Here is a 15,323-nt window from a genome sequence, read left to right as displayed (position 1 = left end):
GTGATCAAGGGGTTCGCGGCGGAATCCGGCGCGCTCCCGGACGCGAACTCCTTGATCACCGGGGACGGGGTCGGTGGGCGGGGGGAGGTAAGGGTGGGTTTTGGGGAAAACGGCCCGGTTCGGTGCCTCTGTGGCGTGTGATCGGTTGTGACACCAGCGTGTTCGCGCGCTGTCACCTCGACCGGGAGTACGCGTGCTCGTCCTGCTGATCGTGCACCTGGTGGCGGCGCTGCTCGCCCCGCTGCTGGTCCGCCGGTGGGGCCCGCGTGCCTGCCTGCTGCTCGCGCTCGCCCCGGCCGCCACGGCGGTCTGGGCGGCGGCGCAGACCGGGGCGGTACGCGACGGCGGCGCGGTGGTCGAGACGTACCCCTGGATCCCGCAGCTCCAGTTCGACGTGGCGCTGCGGCTCACCACGCTGTCCTGGCTGATGCTGCTGCTCGTCGGCGGCGTCGGCGCGCTGGTGCTCGTCTACTCCGCCCGCTACTTCCCGCCCGGGTCGGCCGGGCTGGCCCGGTTCGCCGCTGTCATGGTCGCCTTCGCCGGAGCCATGCTCGGCCTCGTCGTCTCCGACGACCTGCTGCTGCTCTACGTCTTCTGGGAACTGACCACCGTCTTCTCCTACCTGCTCATCGGGCACAGCACCGAGCGCCGGTCCAGCCGGTGGGCCGCCGCGCAGGCGCTGACGGTCACCACGCTGGGCGGGCTGGCCATGCTCGTCGGGTTCCTGCTGCTCGGCCACCACGCCGGGGGCTACCGGTGGTCGGCGGTGGCGGCGGCGCCGCTGCCCGGCGGCGGGTACCTGACCGTGGCGGTGCTGCTCATCCTCGCCGGGGCCCTGGCGAAGTCGGCGGTGTTCCCGTTCAACGCCTGGCTGCCGGTGGCGATGGCCGCACCGACGCCGGTGAGCGCGTACCTGCACGCGGCGGCGATGGTGAAGGCCGGCATCTTCCTCATCGGACTGCTCGGCCCGGTGCTCGCCCCGGTCGGCGGATGGCGGCCGGTCACCGTCGTCGCCGGACTGATCACGCTGGTGATCGGCGGGTGGGCGGCGCTGCGCCAGACCGACCTGAAGCTGCTGCTGGCGTACGGGACGGTCAGCCAGCTCGGCCTGCTCACCGTGGTGTTCGGCGCGGGCACACCGAAGGCGGCGCTGGCCGGTGTGGCGATGCTGGCGGCGCACGCCCTGTTCAAGGCGGCGCTGTTCCTGGTCGTCGGCATCCTCGACCACGAGGCCGGCACCCGTGACCTGCGGGAACTGTCCGGGGTGGGACGGGCCGCGCCGGTGCTGGCCACCGTCGCCACGCTGGCCGCCGCCTCGATGGCCGGGGTGCCGCCGCTGCTCGGATTCGTCGGGAAGGAGGCGGCGCTCGCCGCGTTCACCGGCGATCCGCTGGTCCTCGTCGTGCTGGTGGCCGGCAGCGCGCTCACCGTCGCGTACAGCATCCGGTTCCTCTGGGGCGCGTTCGTCACCCGGCCCGGAGTGCCGGACACGGAGATGGCCCGGCCGCCCGCCGCGATGCTCGTACCCCCGGCGCTGCTCGCCGTGGCCGGGCTCGCCGCCGGTCCGGCCGCCGGGTGGCTGAGCGGTCTGGTCGAGCCGTACGCGGAGCTGTTCGGGCCGGTCGAGGAGCACCTGGCGCTCTGGCACGGACCGACGGCGGCGCTCGGCCTGTCCGCCCTCGTGCTGGCCGGCGGTGTGGTGCTGCACCTGGTCCGCGGTCCGCTGGCCCCCGCGCTGGCCCGGCTGCGCTCGCCGGTGAGCGGCAACCAGGGGTACGAGTGGGTGACGCACGGCTTCGACCGGCTCGCCATCGAGGTCACCGGCGCCACCCAGCGCGGGTCGCTGCCGCAGTACCTCGGCACCGTGCTGCTCGCGCTGGTGTTCGTACCCGGCGGGGCGATGATCGCGACCGCGCCGTGGCGGGTCGACCTGGCGCCCTGGGACAACCCGGCCCAGCTCGTGGTCTGCGTGGTGATCGCGGTCGCCGCGCTGCTCGCGGTCGGCGCACGGCGGCGGCTCACCGCGATGCTGCTGGTCGGCGTGACCGGCTACGGCACCGCGATGATGTTCGTCCTCTACGGCGCGCCGGACGTGGCGCTCACCCAGTTCCTGGTGGAGACCGCGACGATCGCCGTGTTCGTGCTGGTGCTGCGGCGGCTGCCGGAGCGCTTCTCGGCGCGGCCGCTGCGCCGCAGCCGCTGGGTGCGGCGCGGCATCGGGATCGCCGCCGGGGTGGTGATGGCCGGTCTGGCACTGGTCGCGGCCGGGGCGCGGCGGGCGCCGTCGATCTCCGCCGACTTCCCGGACCTGGCCGTGATCGAGGGGTACGGCCGCAACGTCGTGAACGTGACGCTCGTCGACATCCGGGCCTGGGACACGATGGGGGAGCTCTCGGTGCTCGTGGTCACCGCGACCGGCGTGGCCAGCCTGATCTACGAGCGTTCCCGCACCGGGCCGCGTCCCCGCCGTCCCCCACCGGCCGCGCTGCGCGCCGGCGACCGGCGCACGGTGTGGCTGCGCGGCGGGCAGACGCTGCCGGAGCGGCGGCGCTCGATCGTGTTCGAGGTGGTCACCCGGCTGATCTTCCACACCGTCCTGATCTTCTCGCTGTTCCTCCTCTTCTCCGGGCACAACGCCCCCGGCGGCGGCTTCGCCGGCGGGCTGGTCGCCGGCCTCGCGCTGGCCCTGCGGTACCTGGCCGGCGGCCGGTACGAGCTGGCCGAGGCGGCGCCGGTCGGGGCCGGCACGGTGCTCGGCGCGGGTCTGGGCATCTCGGTGGGCAGCGGCGTGGTCGGCCTGGCGTTCACCGGCGAGGTGCTCCAGAGCATGAAGGTCAACCTGTGGCTGCCGGCGGTCGGCGACTTCTACCTGGTCACGTCGCTGTTCTTCGACATCGGCGTCTACCTGGTGGTGGTCGGGCTGGTGCTGGACATCCTGCGCAGCCTGGGCGCCGAGGTGGACCGGCACGTGGAGGCCGCGGGCGAGGCGGGACGTGGTCTGGTGGTCCAGCGGGAGAGTCCTTCATGACAAGGGGCGCGGCGGCGCCGACGATGGTGCTGGTGCTGGCGGTCGGGGTGCTCGTCGCCGCCGGTGTCACGCTGCTGCTGGAACGCAGCCTGACCCGGATCCTGCTCGGCGTCATCCTGCTCGGCAACGGCGTGAACCTGCTCATCCTGCTGGGCGGGCGGTCCGGCGCCGCCCCGCTCGTGGGCTCCACGTCGCAGGGCGAGATGAGCGACGCGTTGCCGCAGGCCATGGTGCTCACCGCCGTGGTGATCACGTTCGGGCTGACCGCGTTCCTGCTCGCCGTCGCCTACCGCAGCTGGTACACCAGCGGCGACGACGAGGTGCAGGACGACCTGGAGGACCGGCAGATCGTCCGGCTCGCCGAGAGCAACGAGGTGTCCACGGCGGACCTCGGCGGCGAGGGCCCGGACGACGACCCGGAGCAGGTGGATCCGGGGCCGGCTCGTCGGCGGCTGCACCGGGACGGTGGGGCCCAATGAGCGCGCTCGTGCCGCTGCCGGTGGTGGTGCCGCTGCTCGGCGCGGCGCTCACCCTTCTCCTGTCCGGCCGCCCCCGTCTGCAGCGGTCGACGAGCGTGCTGTGCCTGTCCAGCGTCCTGGTGGTGGCGGCGGTGCTGCTGATCGAGGCGTACCGGACCGGGCCGGTGGTGGTGCAGGTGGGCGGCTGGCCGGCGCCGGTGGGCATCGTGCTGGTGGCGGACCAGCTGGCGGCGCTGATGGTGCTCGTCTCCTCGGCGGTGACGCTGTGCGTGCTGCTCTACTCGATCGGCCAGGGCCGGGGGGAGACCGGGGAGACCGCGCCGGTGAGCATCTTCCACCCCACGTACCTGGTGCTGACCGCCGGCGTCACGAACGCCTTCCTGGCCGGGGACCTGTTCAACCTCTTCGTCGGCTTCGAGATCCTGCTGGCCGCGAGCTTCGTGCTGATCACGCTGGGCGGGACCGAGGTGCGGTTGCGCACCGGCTCGACGTACGTGGTGGTCAGCATCCTGTCGTCGCTGCTGTTCCTGTCCGCCGTCGGGCTGGTGTACGCGGCCACCGGCACGCTGAACATGGCGCAGCTCGCCGGCCGGCTGGACGCGCTGCCGTCGGGCGTACGCCTGACCCTGCAACTGACGCTGCTGCTCGCGTTCGGGATCAAGGCGGCGGTGTTCCCGCTGTCGGCGTGGCTGCCGGACAGCTACCCGACCGCGCCCGCACCGGTGACGGCGGTCTTCGCCGGCCTGCTCACCAAGGTCGGCGTGTACGCGATCATCCGCACCGAGACGCTGCTGTTCCCCGGCGGTCAGGTCGCCACGCTGCTCATGGTGGTGGCCGGGCTGACCATGCTGGTCGGCATCCTCGGCGCGGTCGCCCAGTCGGACCTGAAGCGGCTGCTGTCGTTCACGCTGGTCAGCCACATCGGCTACATGATCTTCGGGGTGGCGCTGAGCAGCGTCGCCGGCCTGTCCGGGGCGATCTTCTACGTGGTGCACCACATCACCATCCAGACCACGCTGTTCCTGGTCGCCGGCCTGGTCGAGGAACGCGCGGGCAGCACCGACCTGCGCCGCATCGGCGGGCTGGCGCGGATCGCCCCGATGCTGGGCGTGCTGTTCTTCGTCCCGGCGATGAACCTCGCCGGCATCCCGCCGTTCTCCGGCTTCCTCGGCAAGCTCGGCCTGCTCCAGGCCGGCGTGGCGGCCGGTGGCACGCTGCCCGCCGTGCTGGTCGCGGCCGGCACGCTCACCAGCCTGCTCACCCTCTACGCGGCCTCCCGGGTGTGGAACATCGCATTCTGGCGGGAGCCCCGGCTGGCCACCGCCACCCCGCCGGCCCGGCTGCCGGGGATGATGGTCGGCGCGACCACCGCCCTGGTGGCGCTGGGCGTGCTGTTCACGCTGCTGGCCGGGCCGCTGTTCCAGGTCACCGCGGACGCGGCGACCGACCTGCGGGAGCGCACCCCGTACGTGCGGGCGGTCCTGCCCCGGGACGTGCCGTGACCGACGACCTGCCCCCGGGCGGGGGCGCGACCGGGGAGCCCGTGGGCGTACCCCGGGCGGCGCCCGCCCCCGATGCGCCCGCGCCGAGCGTCGGCCGTGGTGGGCGGCGGCGGGACCAGGCGGTCGCGCTCGGCTGGCTCGTCGTGGCCTGGATGCTGCTGTGGGGCGACGTGTCCTGGGGCAACCTGCTCGCCGGCCTGCTGGTCGGCGTGGCGGTGCTGCTGTTCTTCCCGCTGCCGCCGGTCACGTTCGGTGGCCGGGTCCGCCCCCGCGCGCTGCTGGTCTTCGCTGCCACGTTCGTCGCGGAGCTGGTCAGCGCCAGCGTGCACGTGGCAGCGGTGGCGCTGCGCTTCGGCTATCGCCCGCGCGGCGCGATCATCGCGGTGCCGCTGCGCGTGCGTACCGACCTCAACCTGGCGCTCACCGCCGAGGTGATCTCGCTGGTGCCGGGCACGCTGATCCTCGACGTCGACCGGGCCGAGGGCGTGCTTTACGTGCACCTGCTCGACGTGCGCGGTCCCGAGGACATCAGCGACAGCCGCGAGCGCGTGCTCGCCGTCGAACGGCGCATCGTGCGCGCCATCGGATCTCCCGACGAGGTACGCCGGCTCGACCTCGACCCCGTGGAACGGAGGAACCACCCGTGACAGTCCTGCTCGCCGTCGCGTTGACCGTGCTGCTCTCGGCCACCGCGCTGCTCGCCCTGGCCCGGATCTACCGCGGCCCGTCCCTGCTCGACCGGGTCGTCGGCGCCGACCTGCTGCTGTCGGCGATGCTCGCCGCGGTGGGGGCGGAGGCCGCCGTCAACCGGCACGCCACCACGCTGCCCGTCCTGGTGGTGCTCTCCCTGCTCGGCTTCATCGGTTCGGTGTCGCTGGTGCGCTTCGCGGTCCGGGCCGAGTCATGAGTGCGGCCACCCTGGCGGACTGGGTGGGCGGATTTCTTCTGCTGGCCGGTGCGGTGCTGGCCCTGGTGGCCGGCATCGGGCTGGTGCGCTTCCCGGACGTGCTGGACCGGATGCACGCGGCCACCAAGCCGCAGGTGCTGGGCGTCCTGCTGCTGCTGGCCGGGCTGGCGCTGCGTCTGCGTACCCCCTCGGATCTGGGCATGCTGGTTCTGGTGGCGATCTTCCAGCTCTCCACCGCGCCGGTGGCCGCGCAGATGATCGGCCGGGCCGCGTACCGTTCCGGGCGGGTCGACCGGACGCTGCTGGACGTCGACGAGCTGGCCGGACGCTGAACCGGACGTGCGGGAGGCTTCCCGGCACCCTCAGCGAACGTCCAGCGGGTACCGATAAAATGGGTCGCATGATCGACTCTCCTGCCCCGGAGGGCAGCAGTAGCCGGCCGGGTAATACCCGGCGAATTCCCTCCCCGACGACCCCGGGAGCACTGAACCTCCCGTGTTGATCCTCGTCGGTCTCCTTCTCATCACCGTCCTCACCGCCGCCACCGGTTACTTCGTGGCCCAGGAGTTCGGCTACGTCGCCGTGGACCGTGGCAAGCTCAAGCAGCTCGCCGACGGTGGCGACCGTGCCGCGGCCCGGGCCCTGGAGGTGACCGGGCGGCTCTCCTTCATGCTGTCCGGCGCCCAGCTCGGCATCACCGTGACCGCCCTGCTCGTCGGTTACGTCGCCGAGCCGTTCCTCGGCGCCGGGCTGGCCGACCTGCTCGGCCTGGCCGGGCTGTCCAGCGGGGTCACGCTGCCGCTGTCGGTGGCGCTCGCCCTGGTCATCGCCACCGTCGTGCAGATGGTCCTGGGTGAGCTGGCCCCGAAGAACCTGGCCATCGCGCGGGCCGAACCGCTCGCCCGGGCGCTGGCCCGGTCCACCCTGATGTACCTGAAGATCGCCGGTCCGCTGATCACGCTCTTCGACCGGGCTGCCGTACGGCTGCTCCGCCGCATCGGCATCGAGCCGATCGAGGAGCTGCCCAGCGGCGCCACCCCGCAGGACCTGGAACAGATCATCGCCGAGTCCAGGGAGGAGGGGCACCTCGACGCCGAGATGTCCGACCTGCTGGACCGGGGTCTGGACTTCCGGGAGCTGACCGCCGGGGAGGCGATGGTGCCGCGCGTCGACGTGCACACCATCCGGGCCGACGAGCCGGTCAGCCGGATCGTCGAGCTGCTCGACACCGGCCACTCCCGGTTCCCGGTGAGCGGCGCCGAGGGCGTCGACGACCTGGTCGGTGTGGTCGGCATCGCCGACGTGCTCGGGGTGCCCCCGGCGGAGCGCGCGACGACCCGTGTCGGCGCGGTGGCCGTACCCCCGTTGCTGGTGCCCGAGACGTTGCCGCTGCCGACGGTGCTGGACCGCCTGCGGTCCGGGCACCGGCAGCTCGCCTGCGTGGTCGACGAGTACGGCGGCTTCGCCGGCGTGATCACGCTGGAGGACCTCGCCGAGGAGCTGGTCGGGCCGATCCGCGACGAGGACGACCCACCGGACCGGGCCGCGGCCCGGCAGGAGGACGGCTCCTGGGTGGTCCCGGCGCGCTGGCGCATCGACGAGGTCGCCGACAGCACCGGCATCGAGCTGCCCGAGGCGCCCGAGTACGACACGCTCTCCGGTCTGGTGATGCGGGAGCTGGGCCGGGTGCCCGAGGTCGGTGACCGGCTGGAGATCCCGGTCGCCACGGACGGCGACGAGCCGGCCGGCGGCCCGCGGGTGCTGGTCGAGGTGCTGGCGGTGGACCGGCACGTGGCCGACTCGGTGCGGCTGCGGCCCACCGCCGACGTGACCGGGGAGGGTTCCGCATGAGCCCCGGGTTCGCGTTGTTCTTCTCCGTGGTGCTGCTGGCGCTCAACGGGTTCTTCGTGGCCGCCGAGTTCGCGCTCGTCGCGTCCAAGCGGTACCGCCTCGAACAGGCGGCTGCCGGTGGCGGCCGGGCGGCCCGCGCGGCGCTGGACGGCGTCCGCGAGCTGAGCCTGATGCTGGCCGGCGCACAGCTCGGCATCACGCTGTGCACCCTGGGTCTGGGCGCGCTGGCCGAACCGGCCATCGAGCACCTGCTCAGCCCGCTGCTGCACGCGGTCGGCCTGCCGGCGGCGGTCAGTCACGTGATCGCGCTGGTGTTCGCGCTGTCGCTGGTGACGTTCCTGCACCTGGTGGTCGGCGAGATGGCCCCGAAGTCGTGGGCGATCACCGACGCGGAGCGTTCGGCGGTGCTGCTGGCGCTGCCGTTCCGGGCGTTCGCCCGGATCGCCCGGCCGGTGCTGTCCCTGCTCAACGGGCTGGCGAACGCGATGCTGCGCCTGTTCGGGGTGCAGCAGCAGGACCAGCTCGCCCAGGTGCACGGCCCGGACGAGCTGCGCATCCTGCTGGAGCAGTCCCGGGAACACGGGCTGCTCGGTGCCGAGCAGCACCAGCTGCTGACCAGCATGCTGGAGCTGCAGGGCACCACCGTCGCGCAGGTGATGGAGCCGTTCGACCGGATCGTCACGGTGGGCCGGGGCGAGACCGCCGAGCGGATCGAGTACGTCTCCCGCGACAGCGGCCGGTCCCGGCTCGCCGTCGTCGACACCGGCGGCGAGGTGTGCGGCCTGGTGCACGTACGCGAGGCGGTGCGTGCCGTCACCACCGGCCGCCCGGCGACCGCGGAGGAGCTGATGACCAACGCCTTCACGCTGCCGGCCGAGGCGTCGGTGACCGAGGCGGTGGCCGCCATGCGGGCGCAGCAGGCGCAGCTGGCGCTGGTGAGCAACGGTGGCGGGCCGACCCGGCCGATCGGGTTCGTCGCGCTGGAGGACCTCCTGGAGGAGGTCATCGGCGAGTTCGACGACGAGACCGACCCGGTGCCGCGAGGCCGCCGGATGCGCTGACCGTCGTGATCCCGGCCGGCCCGGCGAGGTGGAGTCCCCACCTCGCCGGGCCGGCGTCGTTCCGGCGGGCCGGTGCCGGTGTCCGGTCCGGTGGGCCGGCCACCGGTGCGGGCGGGCATGGCCGGTCCGGCAGCGGGAAAGCCCCGGCATGCGGTTGACCGGCGTGTCCAGGGACTCGGCCTGGACCGGGCTGTCGGTGAGCACCACGGTGCCCAACCCGAGCACCCGGCCGGGGCTGCGTCTGCCGGGCCGGGTGACGCTCGCCGCCGGCGGCTCGGACGTCCCGGTCCGGCACATCCGGCTCGGGCTGGTCACCCAGGTCGAGCCGGAGGACCCGGAGGCGCCGCGCCGCCTGGTGCAGTTCCGGACGTGGACGATCGCGGGACGGTTCGTGGTGCCGGCCGGACGGCGGCGGGCCGTCGACTTCGCCGTGCCGCTGCCCTGGGAGTCACCGGTGACCACGTACGGCGGGGTGCCGCTGCTGAGCCTGCGTACCGGGCTGCGCACCGAGGTGTCGGTGGACCCGGAGGTGGACCAGGGCGCGATGGTGCCGGTGCTGATTCACCCGCTGCCCACCCAGGAGCACGTGCTCGCCGCGCTGGACACGCTCGGCTTCGCGATCCGGCAGGCCGGGCTGCGCGAGGGACGGCTGCCGGGGGTGGAGCAGACGTTGCCGTTCCAGCAGTGGTACGGGTTCTGGGCCGCGCCGCTCTACGCCGGCCCGATGACCGAACTCGAAGTGATCATGCTGACCGACTCGGCCGGCATGGAGGTGCTGCTCTGGGTGGACCGGCGGCTCTCCCTGGCCGGGATCACCCACCAGAGCATCAGCCGGTTCCGCGTGTGGCACGCCGGGGCCGACCAGCGGGACTGGGTGGCCACCGTGGACGGCTGGCTGCGGCACGCCATCGACAGGCACGCGGCCGCCGCCGCGCACGCCGACTGGTCGGCCACGATCCGCGAGTCGGCACACGTCAGCCGCCCGCCCGACCGGCCGGTCGCGCCCGGTTACGGGCTCGGGGGTACGGCCGGCGGCGCGGGCATCGGCGGTGGTGGCGGAGGCGGCGACGGGACGTGAGCGCGTGCGTGTGCGTTGTTAAGAAGGGGCCCCTCCTCTACCGGAGGCGTTAAGAAGGGGCCCTTCCTTACCCGCTCAGCCGGCGGCGAGCTTGAGGCTGAAGCCGAGGAACAGCACCGCCACCGCCGTGGTGCCGCTCGCGGCGAGCCGCCGGCGCTGCCGGAACTGCGCCGCCAGGTACGTGCCGGTGAAGATCAGCACGGTCAGGTAGAGCGCGCTGGCGACCTGGGCGATCAACCCGAGCAGCAGGAACGACAGCGCCGGCCACGCGTACCCGGGGTCGACGAACTGGATGAAGAACGAGACGAAGAACAGGATCGCCTTCGGGTTGAGCAGGCTGATCACCAGCGCCCGCCGGAACGGCTCCCGCTGGTCCGCCGGCTCCACCTCGTCGATCAGGCGCGGCGTGGCCGGGTCGTTGCGGTCGCGCCAGCGCCGCCACGCGCCGCGCAGCATGGCCAGCCCCAGATACCCGAGGTACGCCGCGCCGGCGTACTTGATCACCAGGTAGAGCGGGGGATACGCCTGGAGCAGCGAGGCCACCCCGGCGGCGGAGAGCACCATCAGCACCGCGTCGCCGACGAACACCCCGGCGGCGGCCCGGTAACCGGTGGCCACGCCCCGGCGGGCGGCGGTGGCCAGCACGAAGATCGAGTTCGGGCCGGGCAGCAGCACGATCGCCACGGTGCCCAGCACGTACGTCCAGATGTCGGTGATCCCCAGCACGCCGGACATCATGACGCCGCGGGTGCCGCCGGGCGAAGCCTTTCCCGCAGGCTGACCTGTGCGTTCGGCCACTCCTGCGCGAGCATCGAGTACTGGACGGTGTCCCGCCAGGAGCCGTCGGCGCGCTGCCGGTGCTGCCGCAGCACGCCCTCCCGGCTCGCGCCGAGCCGTTCGATCGCCCGCTGCGAGCGGTCGTTGCGGATGTCGGTGTGCCACACGACGCGTACCGCGTCCAGGTCGTCGAAGGCCCGGCCCAGCAGCAGCAGCTTCGCCTCGGTGTTGACGCCGGTACGCCACCACGGGCGGCCCAGCCAGGTGTAGCCGATCGCCACCGACCGGCGGACCGGGTCGATCTCGTAGTAGGAGGTCGTGCCGATCACCGCGCCGGTGACGGCGCAGCGCTGCACCCAGCACACCTGTTCGCCGCGCTCCTGCGCGTCCAGGTACGTGGCGACCACGTCGCGCATCTCGGCGGCGTCGGCGGGCTGCGTACCGCCCAGGTGCCGCCACACCTCCGGGTCGGCGGTCGCGGCGTACAGCTCGTCGGCGTGGGCGGGGTCGAGCGGTTCCAGGACGACGTGCTCGCCGCGCAGCACCGCCGGCTCGTGCCACGGCGAGCGGGCCGCCCGCAGGTACGCCGGCACCGGCGCGTTCACCCCGGGAGCGGGTTCGGGGCGGCCCGGCGTGAGGCGCAGCGGCACCACACCGGCCCAGTACGGCAGCGTCTCGTCGGCCGGCTCGTCGTTGACGCCGCCGGTGCGCAGCCGTACCGACACCTCCCGCAGCGGCAGCGCCAGCACGGCCGTCTCGGCCAGTTCGCGCCGGTTCGGCGGGCGGCTGTCGGCGGACCGGCCGGCGGCCACCTTCTCCACCAGCGCGGTCATCACCGCGGCCTTCTCGCCGGCATCCTCGACCAGCCGGGCGGTGCCGTGGGCCACCACGGACCGGTAGTTGGCGCTGTGGTGGAACTGGGAGCGGGCGTAGACCAGCCCGTCGAGGTGGGTGACGGCGACGCAGACCGGCAGTCCGGCCTCGCCCCGGGCGGCCAGCAGCGGCCGGCTGCCGGTGGACCCGTGCAGGTAGAGCGTCTCGCCGATGCGGACGTGCAGGGTCGGCAGGACGCGCGGCTCGCCGTTCACGGTGAACGACAGCGCGCAGTGGTACGCCTCGTCGAGCAGCGCGTGCGCGGTGGCCCGGTCGTAGTGCATCCGGTCGCGGGTGCGGGTGGCAGTGGTGCGTTCGGTCGGGGCGTACACGTGACATCCCACCTTTGTTCTAGTACAATCTCCGAACTGTGGCAGCACATTATCAGATCACCGGCTCCACCTCGGCGGCGATTTCGGCAAGCGTCGAATCCGGCGTCCGCACCGGTGACCTCGCCCCGGGAGACCTCCTGCCCGCGGTCCGCGCGCTCGCCGCCGACCTGGGCATCAGCCCGGCCACCGTGTCGAAGGCGTACCAGGAACTGCGCCAACGCGGCCTGGTCGCCACCGCCGGCCGGCACGGCACCCGGGTCCGCCCCCGCCCGCCGGTCGCCGCCCGCCGCGCCGCGCTGCTGCCCCCGGCGCTCGCCGGTGGCCGCGACCTCTCCACCGGCCAGCCCGACCCCCGGCTGCTGCCCCCGCTCGGGCCGCACCTGGCCGCGGTCGCCGCCGAGATCGGACCCCCCGGCGGGTACGCGACCGACGCCGTGCTGCCGGACCTGGCCGCCCTGGCCCGTGAGCGGCTCGCGGCGGACGGGGTGCCGGCCGGCGAGCTCACCGTCACCGGCGGCGCGCTCGACGGCATCGAACGGCTGCTCGCCGCCCACCTGCGCCCCGGCGACGCGGTGGCGGTTGAGGACCCGGGCTGGGCCAACCTGCTCGACCTGATCGCCGCGCTCGGGCTGCGTACCGTCGGGGTGCCGGTGGACGACGAGGGCCCCACCGTCGGCGGAGTCCGGGCGGCGCTCGCCGCCGGGGTTCGAGCGCTGGTGGTGACCAGCCGGGCGCAGAACCCGACCGGCGCGGCCGTCTCCGCCGACCGGGCCGACGCGCTGCGGACGCTGCTCGCCGGCCGGGCCGACCTGCTGCTGATCGAGGACGACCACGCCGCCGAGCTGGCCCGCGTACCCCTGCACCCGCTCGCCGGGGCGACACCGGCGTGGGCCTTCGTCCGGTCGGTGAGCAAGCCCTACGGGCCCGACCTGCGGCTCGCGGTGCTGGCCGGCGACGAGGCCACGGTGGCGCGGGTGGCCGGACGGGCCCAGGTCGGCGCCGGCTGGGTCTCCACAGTGCTGCAACGGCTGGTCGTGTCGCTCTGGCGTGACCCGGCGACCGCCGAGCTGGTGGGGCGCGCGGCGGACAGCTACGACCGGCGGCGCGACGGGCTGGTGGCCGCGCTCGCCGCGCGCGGGACGACCGCGCACGGGCGTACCGGGATCAACGTCTGGGTGCCGGTGCCCGACGAGACGGTGGCGATCACGACGCTGCGCGACGCCGGGTGGTCGCTCGCCCCCGGCGGCCTGTACCGGATCGCCGCCGCACCCGCCGTGCGCGTCTCGGTGAGCGCGCTGGACGAGGCGGACATCCCCGCGCTCGCCGACGCCCTGGCTGCTGGAAGGAAGGGCCCCCTGTTAACGCATTCGGTATAGGAAGGGCCCCTTCTTAACACCTCACGGCAGCGCGGCGGGCCGCTCGCGTGCGCGCCGCCGGACGGGGTAGAACGATCGGCATGGCCGAGACCGAGAGCGCACCCGGAGCGCAGGAGTTCATCCCGCCGTCGGCGGACACCATCGACGAACTGCGCGCCGCGGCGAGTGGTTGCCGGGGCTGCGAGCTGTACCGGGACGCCACCCAGACCGTCTTCGGGCGCGGTGACGAACACGCCCGCGTGGTCTTCGTCGGCGAGCAGCCGGGCGACATCGAGGACCAGAAGGGACTGCCGTTCGTCGGCCCGGCCGGGCGGCTGCTGCGCAAGGCCGTCGACGACGCGGCGCTCGACCCCGCCCAGATCTACCTGACGAACGCGGTGAAGCACTTCCGGTTCGAGCTGCGCGGCAAGCGGCGCATCCACCAGACCCCGGACCGGGTGCACGTCACCGCCTGCCGGCCCTGGCTGGTCGCCGAGTTCGCCCGGCTGCGTCCGGAGATCGTGGTGGTGCTCGGCGCGACAGCCGCCAAGGCACTGCTCGGCCCGAGCTTCCGGGTGACGAAGCAGCGCGGTGAGCTGCTGCCCTGGCCCGCCGCCGCACAGCACCCGGAGGACTTCGAGCGCGTGCCGGTCGACCGGACGGGCGCGGTCGCCGACGCCCCGGCGGCCCGGCTGCTCGCCACCATTCACCCGTCGGCGGTGCTGCGCGCCGACAACCAGGACGTCGCGTACGAGGGCCTGGTCGCCGACCTGAAGGTGGCCGCCAAGGCGCTGCGTTGAGTCAGGAGCGCTGCTGCCAGGTGCAGAGGCAGACCCGGTTGCCGTCCGGGTCGGCGAGCACCCAGAAGCTCGGCGCCTCCGCGTCGCTGACGAGCGCCCCGCCCGCCGCCAGCGCGGCGGCGATGCGCGCGTCCACCTCGGCCGGGTCGACCCACACGTCCGGGTGCCACCGCTGCCGGGGCTCGTCCCGGCCGGAGCGCTGGAACCAGACGGTCGGCAGCACGCCGTCGGGGTCGCGTACCTCGTCGTCGTCCGGACCGTCCGGTGACTGCCAGGCCAGGACCGCCCGCCAGAACGGCAGCACCGCGGCGTGCTCCGGGGTGTCCAGCGCGAGTTCCAGGCGGGCCAGCCCGGCCGCCGACAGGGTCAGCCCGGCGTCGGCGGCCAGCGCCGAGATGAACCGGGCCAGCCGCAGGTCACGCTGGGTGACGCCGCCCGCGTCGTGCGACCAGAGCCGCACGTCCACATGGGTGTAGCGCAGGTCAAGATCGGGATGATGATCGACCCGCTCGGCCTCCGCGCCCACCGCGGCCACCAGCGCCAGCCCGGCCGCGAAATCGGGGGTACGGATGCGCGTCTGCAACGCCCCCAGCAGGTACGTCCACCCGTCCAACCCGGCCTCGGCGACCTGTTTCCCCGTGAGTGTGCTCATCCGGCCATCCTGGCGTGCCGCACGTCCGCCCGCCACCGTCCACAGAAGATTGTCGGGCGGCACGCGGGGGTACGGCCCCGGTATGGCGGACTCTCGACCTCGTGTGTCGCTGCTCCGGCTGGGTTCTCCTGGCCCCTACGTGGTGTCCATGCTGATCGTCGGCCTCCTCTGGCTGCCCGTCCGGCTCTGGGAGGAGCAGGACGGGTCCGTGGAAATCGCAGTGGTTCGTGCCGGCCTGAACGCGGTGATCTGGGGATTCGCGTTCTTCTTCACGCTGAGCCGGTTCGGAAAGCCGCGCCCCGCCGAGGCGGGCCGGGTCGCCGCCTGGGCGGTCACCGAGACCGCGCTGCGCCGGGGCGAGCCGCCCGCCGACGAGGCGGGGCGCGCGGCGGTGGCGGACAACCTTCCGGCGGTACGCCGGGGCGCGCGGTTCGGGGCCGCCGGGGGCATGGCGCTGCTCGGCCCGCTGATCGTGCTCGCGCTCCGCGTCGGGTGGGAGCTCGCCGCCGCCGGGTTCGGCATCGTGCTGGTCGCGGTGCTGGCCGAGGCCGTCCGTACCGGTCGCCGGGAGCGCCGGCTGCGAGCGGCGCTCGCCCCTGTCCGGGGCGGCTGAGCGGTGCCAGACTTG

The 15,323-nt window shown here is 74.0% G+C and carries 15 protein-coding genes; 12 read left to right on the top strand and 3 right to left on the bottom strand.

The features are described from left to right. Window positions 1-193 precede the first annotated feature (193 nt). From O7604_RS01940 to O7604_RS01900, 9 genes are all read left to right on the top strand, one after another. On the top strand, window positions 194-3,028 hold the full coding sequence (locus tag O7604_RS01940) for a Na+/H+ antiporter subunit A (protein WP_281578693.1): 2,835 nt from the start codon (window positions 194-196) through the stop codon (window positions 3,026-3,028). After that, a complete protein-coding gene (locus O7604_RS01935) occupies window positions 3,025-3,507 on the top strand; it encodes a Na(+)/H(+) antiporter subunit C (RefSeq protein WP_269701299.1) in 483 nt (160 codons plus the stop codon). The genes O7604_RS01940 and O7604_RS01935 overlap by 4 nt, the downstream gene beginning before the upstream one ends. Further along, window positions 3,504-5,009, top strand: coding sequence for a Na+/H+ antiporter subunit D (locus O7604_RS01930; protein ID WP_281578692.1), 1,506 nt, complete (start codon window positions 3,504-3,506; stop codon window positions 5,007-5,009). Before O7604_RS01935 ends, O7604_RS01930 begins: the two co-directional genes overlap by 4 nt. Next, window positions 5,006-5,656, top strand: a complete 651-nt coding sequence (locus O7604_RS01925) for a Na+/H+ antiporter subunit E (RefSeq protein ID WP_281578691.1) — start codon at window positions 5,006-5,008, stop codon at window positions 5,654-5,656. The genes O7604_RS01930 and O7604_RS01925 overlap by 4 nt, the downstream gene beginning before the upstream one ends. Next, on the top strand, window positions 5,653-5,916 hold the full coding sequence (locus O7604_RS01920) for a monovalent cation/H+ antiporter complex subunit F (RefSeq protein WP_120571077.1): 264 nt from the start codon (window positions 5,653-5,655) through the stop codon (window positions 5,914-5,916). The genes O7604_RS01925 and O7604_RS01920 overlap by 4 nt, the downstream gene beginning before the upstream one ends. Further along, window positions 5,913-6,248 carry a monovalent cation/H(+) antiporter subunit G gene (gene mnhG, locus O7604_RS01915; protein WP_281578690.1) on the top strand — a complete coding sequence of 112 codons (336 nt, stop codon included), beginning with the start codon at window positions 5,913-5,915 and terminating at the stop codon, window positions 6,246-6,248. The genes O7604_RS01920 and mnhG overlap by 4 nt, the downstream gene beginning before the upstream one ends. A gap of 163 nt (window positions 6,249-6,411) precedes the next feature. Then, the gene (locus tag O7604_RS01910; RefSeq protein WP_269701292.1) at window positions 6,412-7,767 is read left to right on the top strand and encodes a hemolysin family protein; all 1,356 of its coding nucleotides are present in this window, start codon (window positions 6,412-6,414) and stop codon (window positions 7,765-7,767) included. Then, window positions 7,764-8,828: a hemolysin family protein gene (locus tag O7604_RS01905; protein ID WP_269701291.1), complete on the top strand. Its 1,065-nt coding sequence runs from the start codon at window positions 7,764-7,766 to the stop codon at window positions 8,826-8,828. The genes O7604_RS01910 and O7604_RS01905 overlap by 4 nt, the downstream gene beginning before the upstream one ends. A gap of 148 nt (window positions 8,829-8,976) precedes the next feature. Further along, the gene (locus O7604_RS01900; RefSeq protein ID WP_269701288.1) at window positions 8,977-9,906 is read left to right on the top strand and encodes a sporulation protein; all 930 of its coding nucleotides are present in this window, start codon (window positions 8,977-8,979) and stop codon (window positions 9,904-9,906) included. Between the two features lie 75 nt (window positions 9,907-9,981). Here O7604_RS01900 and leuE read toward each other — a convergent pair whose 3' ends face one another. Both leuE and O7604_RS01890 read right to left on the bottom strand, forming a co-directional pair. Then, the gene (gene leuE / locus O7604_RS01895; protein ID WP_269701287.1) at window positions 9,982-10,644 is read right to left on the bottom strand and encodes a leucine efflux protein LeuE; all 663 of its coding nucleotides are present in this window, start codon (window positions 10,642-10,644) and stop codon (window positions 9,982-9,984) included. Beyond that, a complete protein-coding gene (locus O7604_RS01890; RefSeq protein WP_281578689.1) occupies window positions 10,641-11,888 on the bottom strand; it encodes a bifunctional pyridoxamine 5'-phosphate oxidase family protein/GNAT family N-acetyltransferase in 1,248 nt (415 codons plus the stop codon). Before O7604_RS01890 ends, leuE begins: the two co-directional genes overlap by 4 nt. A gap of 38 nt (window positions 11,889-11,926) precedes the next feature. On the opposite strand from O7604_RS01890, the gene O7604_RS01885 reads away from it, so the two are divergent. After that, complete coding sequence (locus O7604_RS01885) at window positions 11,927-13,264, top strand: aminotransferase class I/II-fold pyridoxal phosphate-dependent enzyme (protein WP_281578688.1); 1,338 nt, start codon at window positions 11,927-11,929, stop codon at window positions 13,262-13,264. Window positions 13,265-13,344: 80 nt separating this feature from the next. After that, entirely contained in the window at window positions 13,345-14,043 is a 699-nt protein-coding gene (locus O7604_RS01880; protein ID WP_281578687.1) for a UdgX family uracil-DNA binding protein, read from the top strand. Window position 14,044: 1 nt separating this feature from the next. Here the strand turns inward: O7604_RS01880 and O7604_RS01875 are convergent, their stop codons facing one another. Then, entirely contained in the window at window positions 14,045-14,695 is a 651-nt protein-coding gene (locus O7604_RS01875) for a 4a-hydroxytetrahydrobiopterin dehydratase (RefSeq protein WP_281578686.1), read from the bottom strand. 148 nt (window positions 14,696-14,843) lie between these two features. On the opposite strand from O7604_RS01875, the gene O7604_RS01870 reads away from it, so the two are divergent. Then, window positions 14,844-15,308, top strand: a complete 465-nt coding sequence (locus tag O7604_RS01870) for a hypothetical protein (protein WP_281578685.1) — start codon at window positions 14,844-14,846, stop codon at window positions 15,306-15,308. The last annotated feature ends 15 nt before the right edge of the window (window positions 15,309-15,323 follow it).

This window comes from Micromonospora sp. WMMA1947 (genome assembly GCF_027497355.1).
Lineage (GTDB): Bacteria > Actinomycetota > Actinomycetes > Mycobacteriales > Micromonosporaceae > Micromonospora.
Note: the sequence above shows the minus strand (reverse complement) of the source record. Positions and strands in the feature narration are given on the sequence as shown.

What these genes read in the sequence shown, in the direction of transcription:
- O7604_RS01930 (WP_281578692.1), top strand. Translation starts at nt 3,504, where the DNA reads ATGAGCGCGCTCGTGCCGCTGCCGGTGGTGGTGCCGCTGCTCGGCGCG.
- O7604_RS01905 (WP_269701291.1), top strand. Translation starts at nt 7,764, where the DNA reads ATGAGCCCCGGGTTCGCGTTGTTCTTCTCCGTGGTGCTGCTGGCGCTC.
- O7604_RS01880 (WP_281578687.1), top strand. Translation starts at nt 13,345, where the DNA reads ATGGCCGAGACCGAGAGCGCACCCGGAGCGCAGGAGTTCATCCCGCCG.
- O7604_RS01875 (WP_281578686.1), bottom strand. Translation starts at nt 14,695, where the DNA reads ATGAGCACACTCACGGGGAAACAGGTCGCCGAGGCCGGGTTGGACGGG.
- O7604_RS01870 (WP_281578685.1), top strand. Translation starts at nt 14,844, where the DNA reads ATGCTGATCGTCGGCCTCCTCTGGCTGCCCGTCCGGCTCTGGGAGGAG.
- leuE (WP_269701287.1), bottom strand. Translation starts at nt 10,644, where the DNA reads ATGATGTCCGGCGTGCTGGGGATCACCGACATCTGGACGTACGTGCTG.
- O7604_RS01900 (WP_269701288.1), top strand. Translation starts at nt 8,977, where the DNA reads ATGCGGTTGACCGGCGTGTCCAGGGACTCGGCCTGGACCGGGCTGTCG.
- mnhG (WP_281578690.1), top strand. Translation starts at nt 5,913, where the DNA reads ATGAGTGCGGCCACCCTGGCGGACTGGGTGGGCGGATTTCTTCTGCTG.
- O7604_RS01935 (WP_269701299.1), top strand. Translation starts at nt 3,025, where the DNA reads ATGACAAGGGGCGCGGCGGCGCCGACGATGGTGCTGGTGCTGGCGGTC.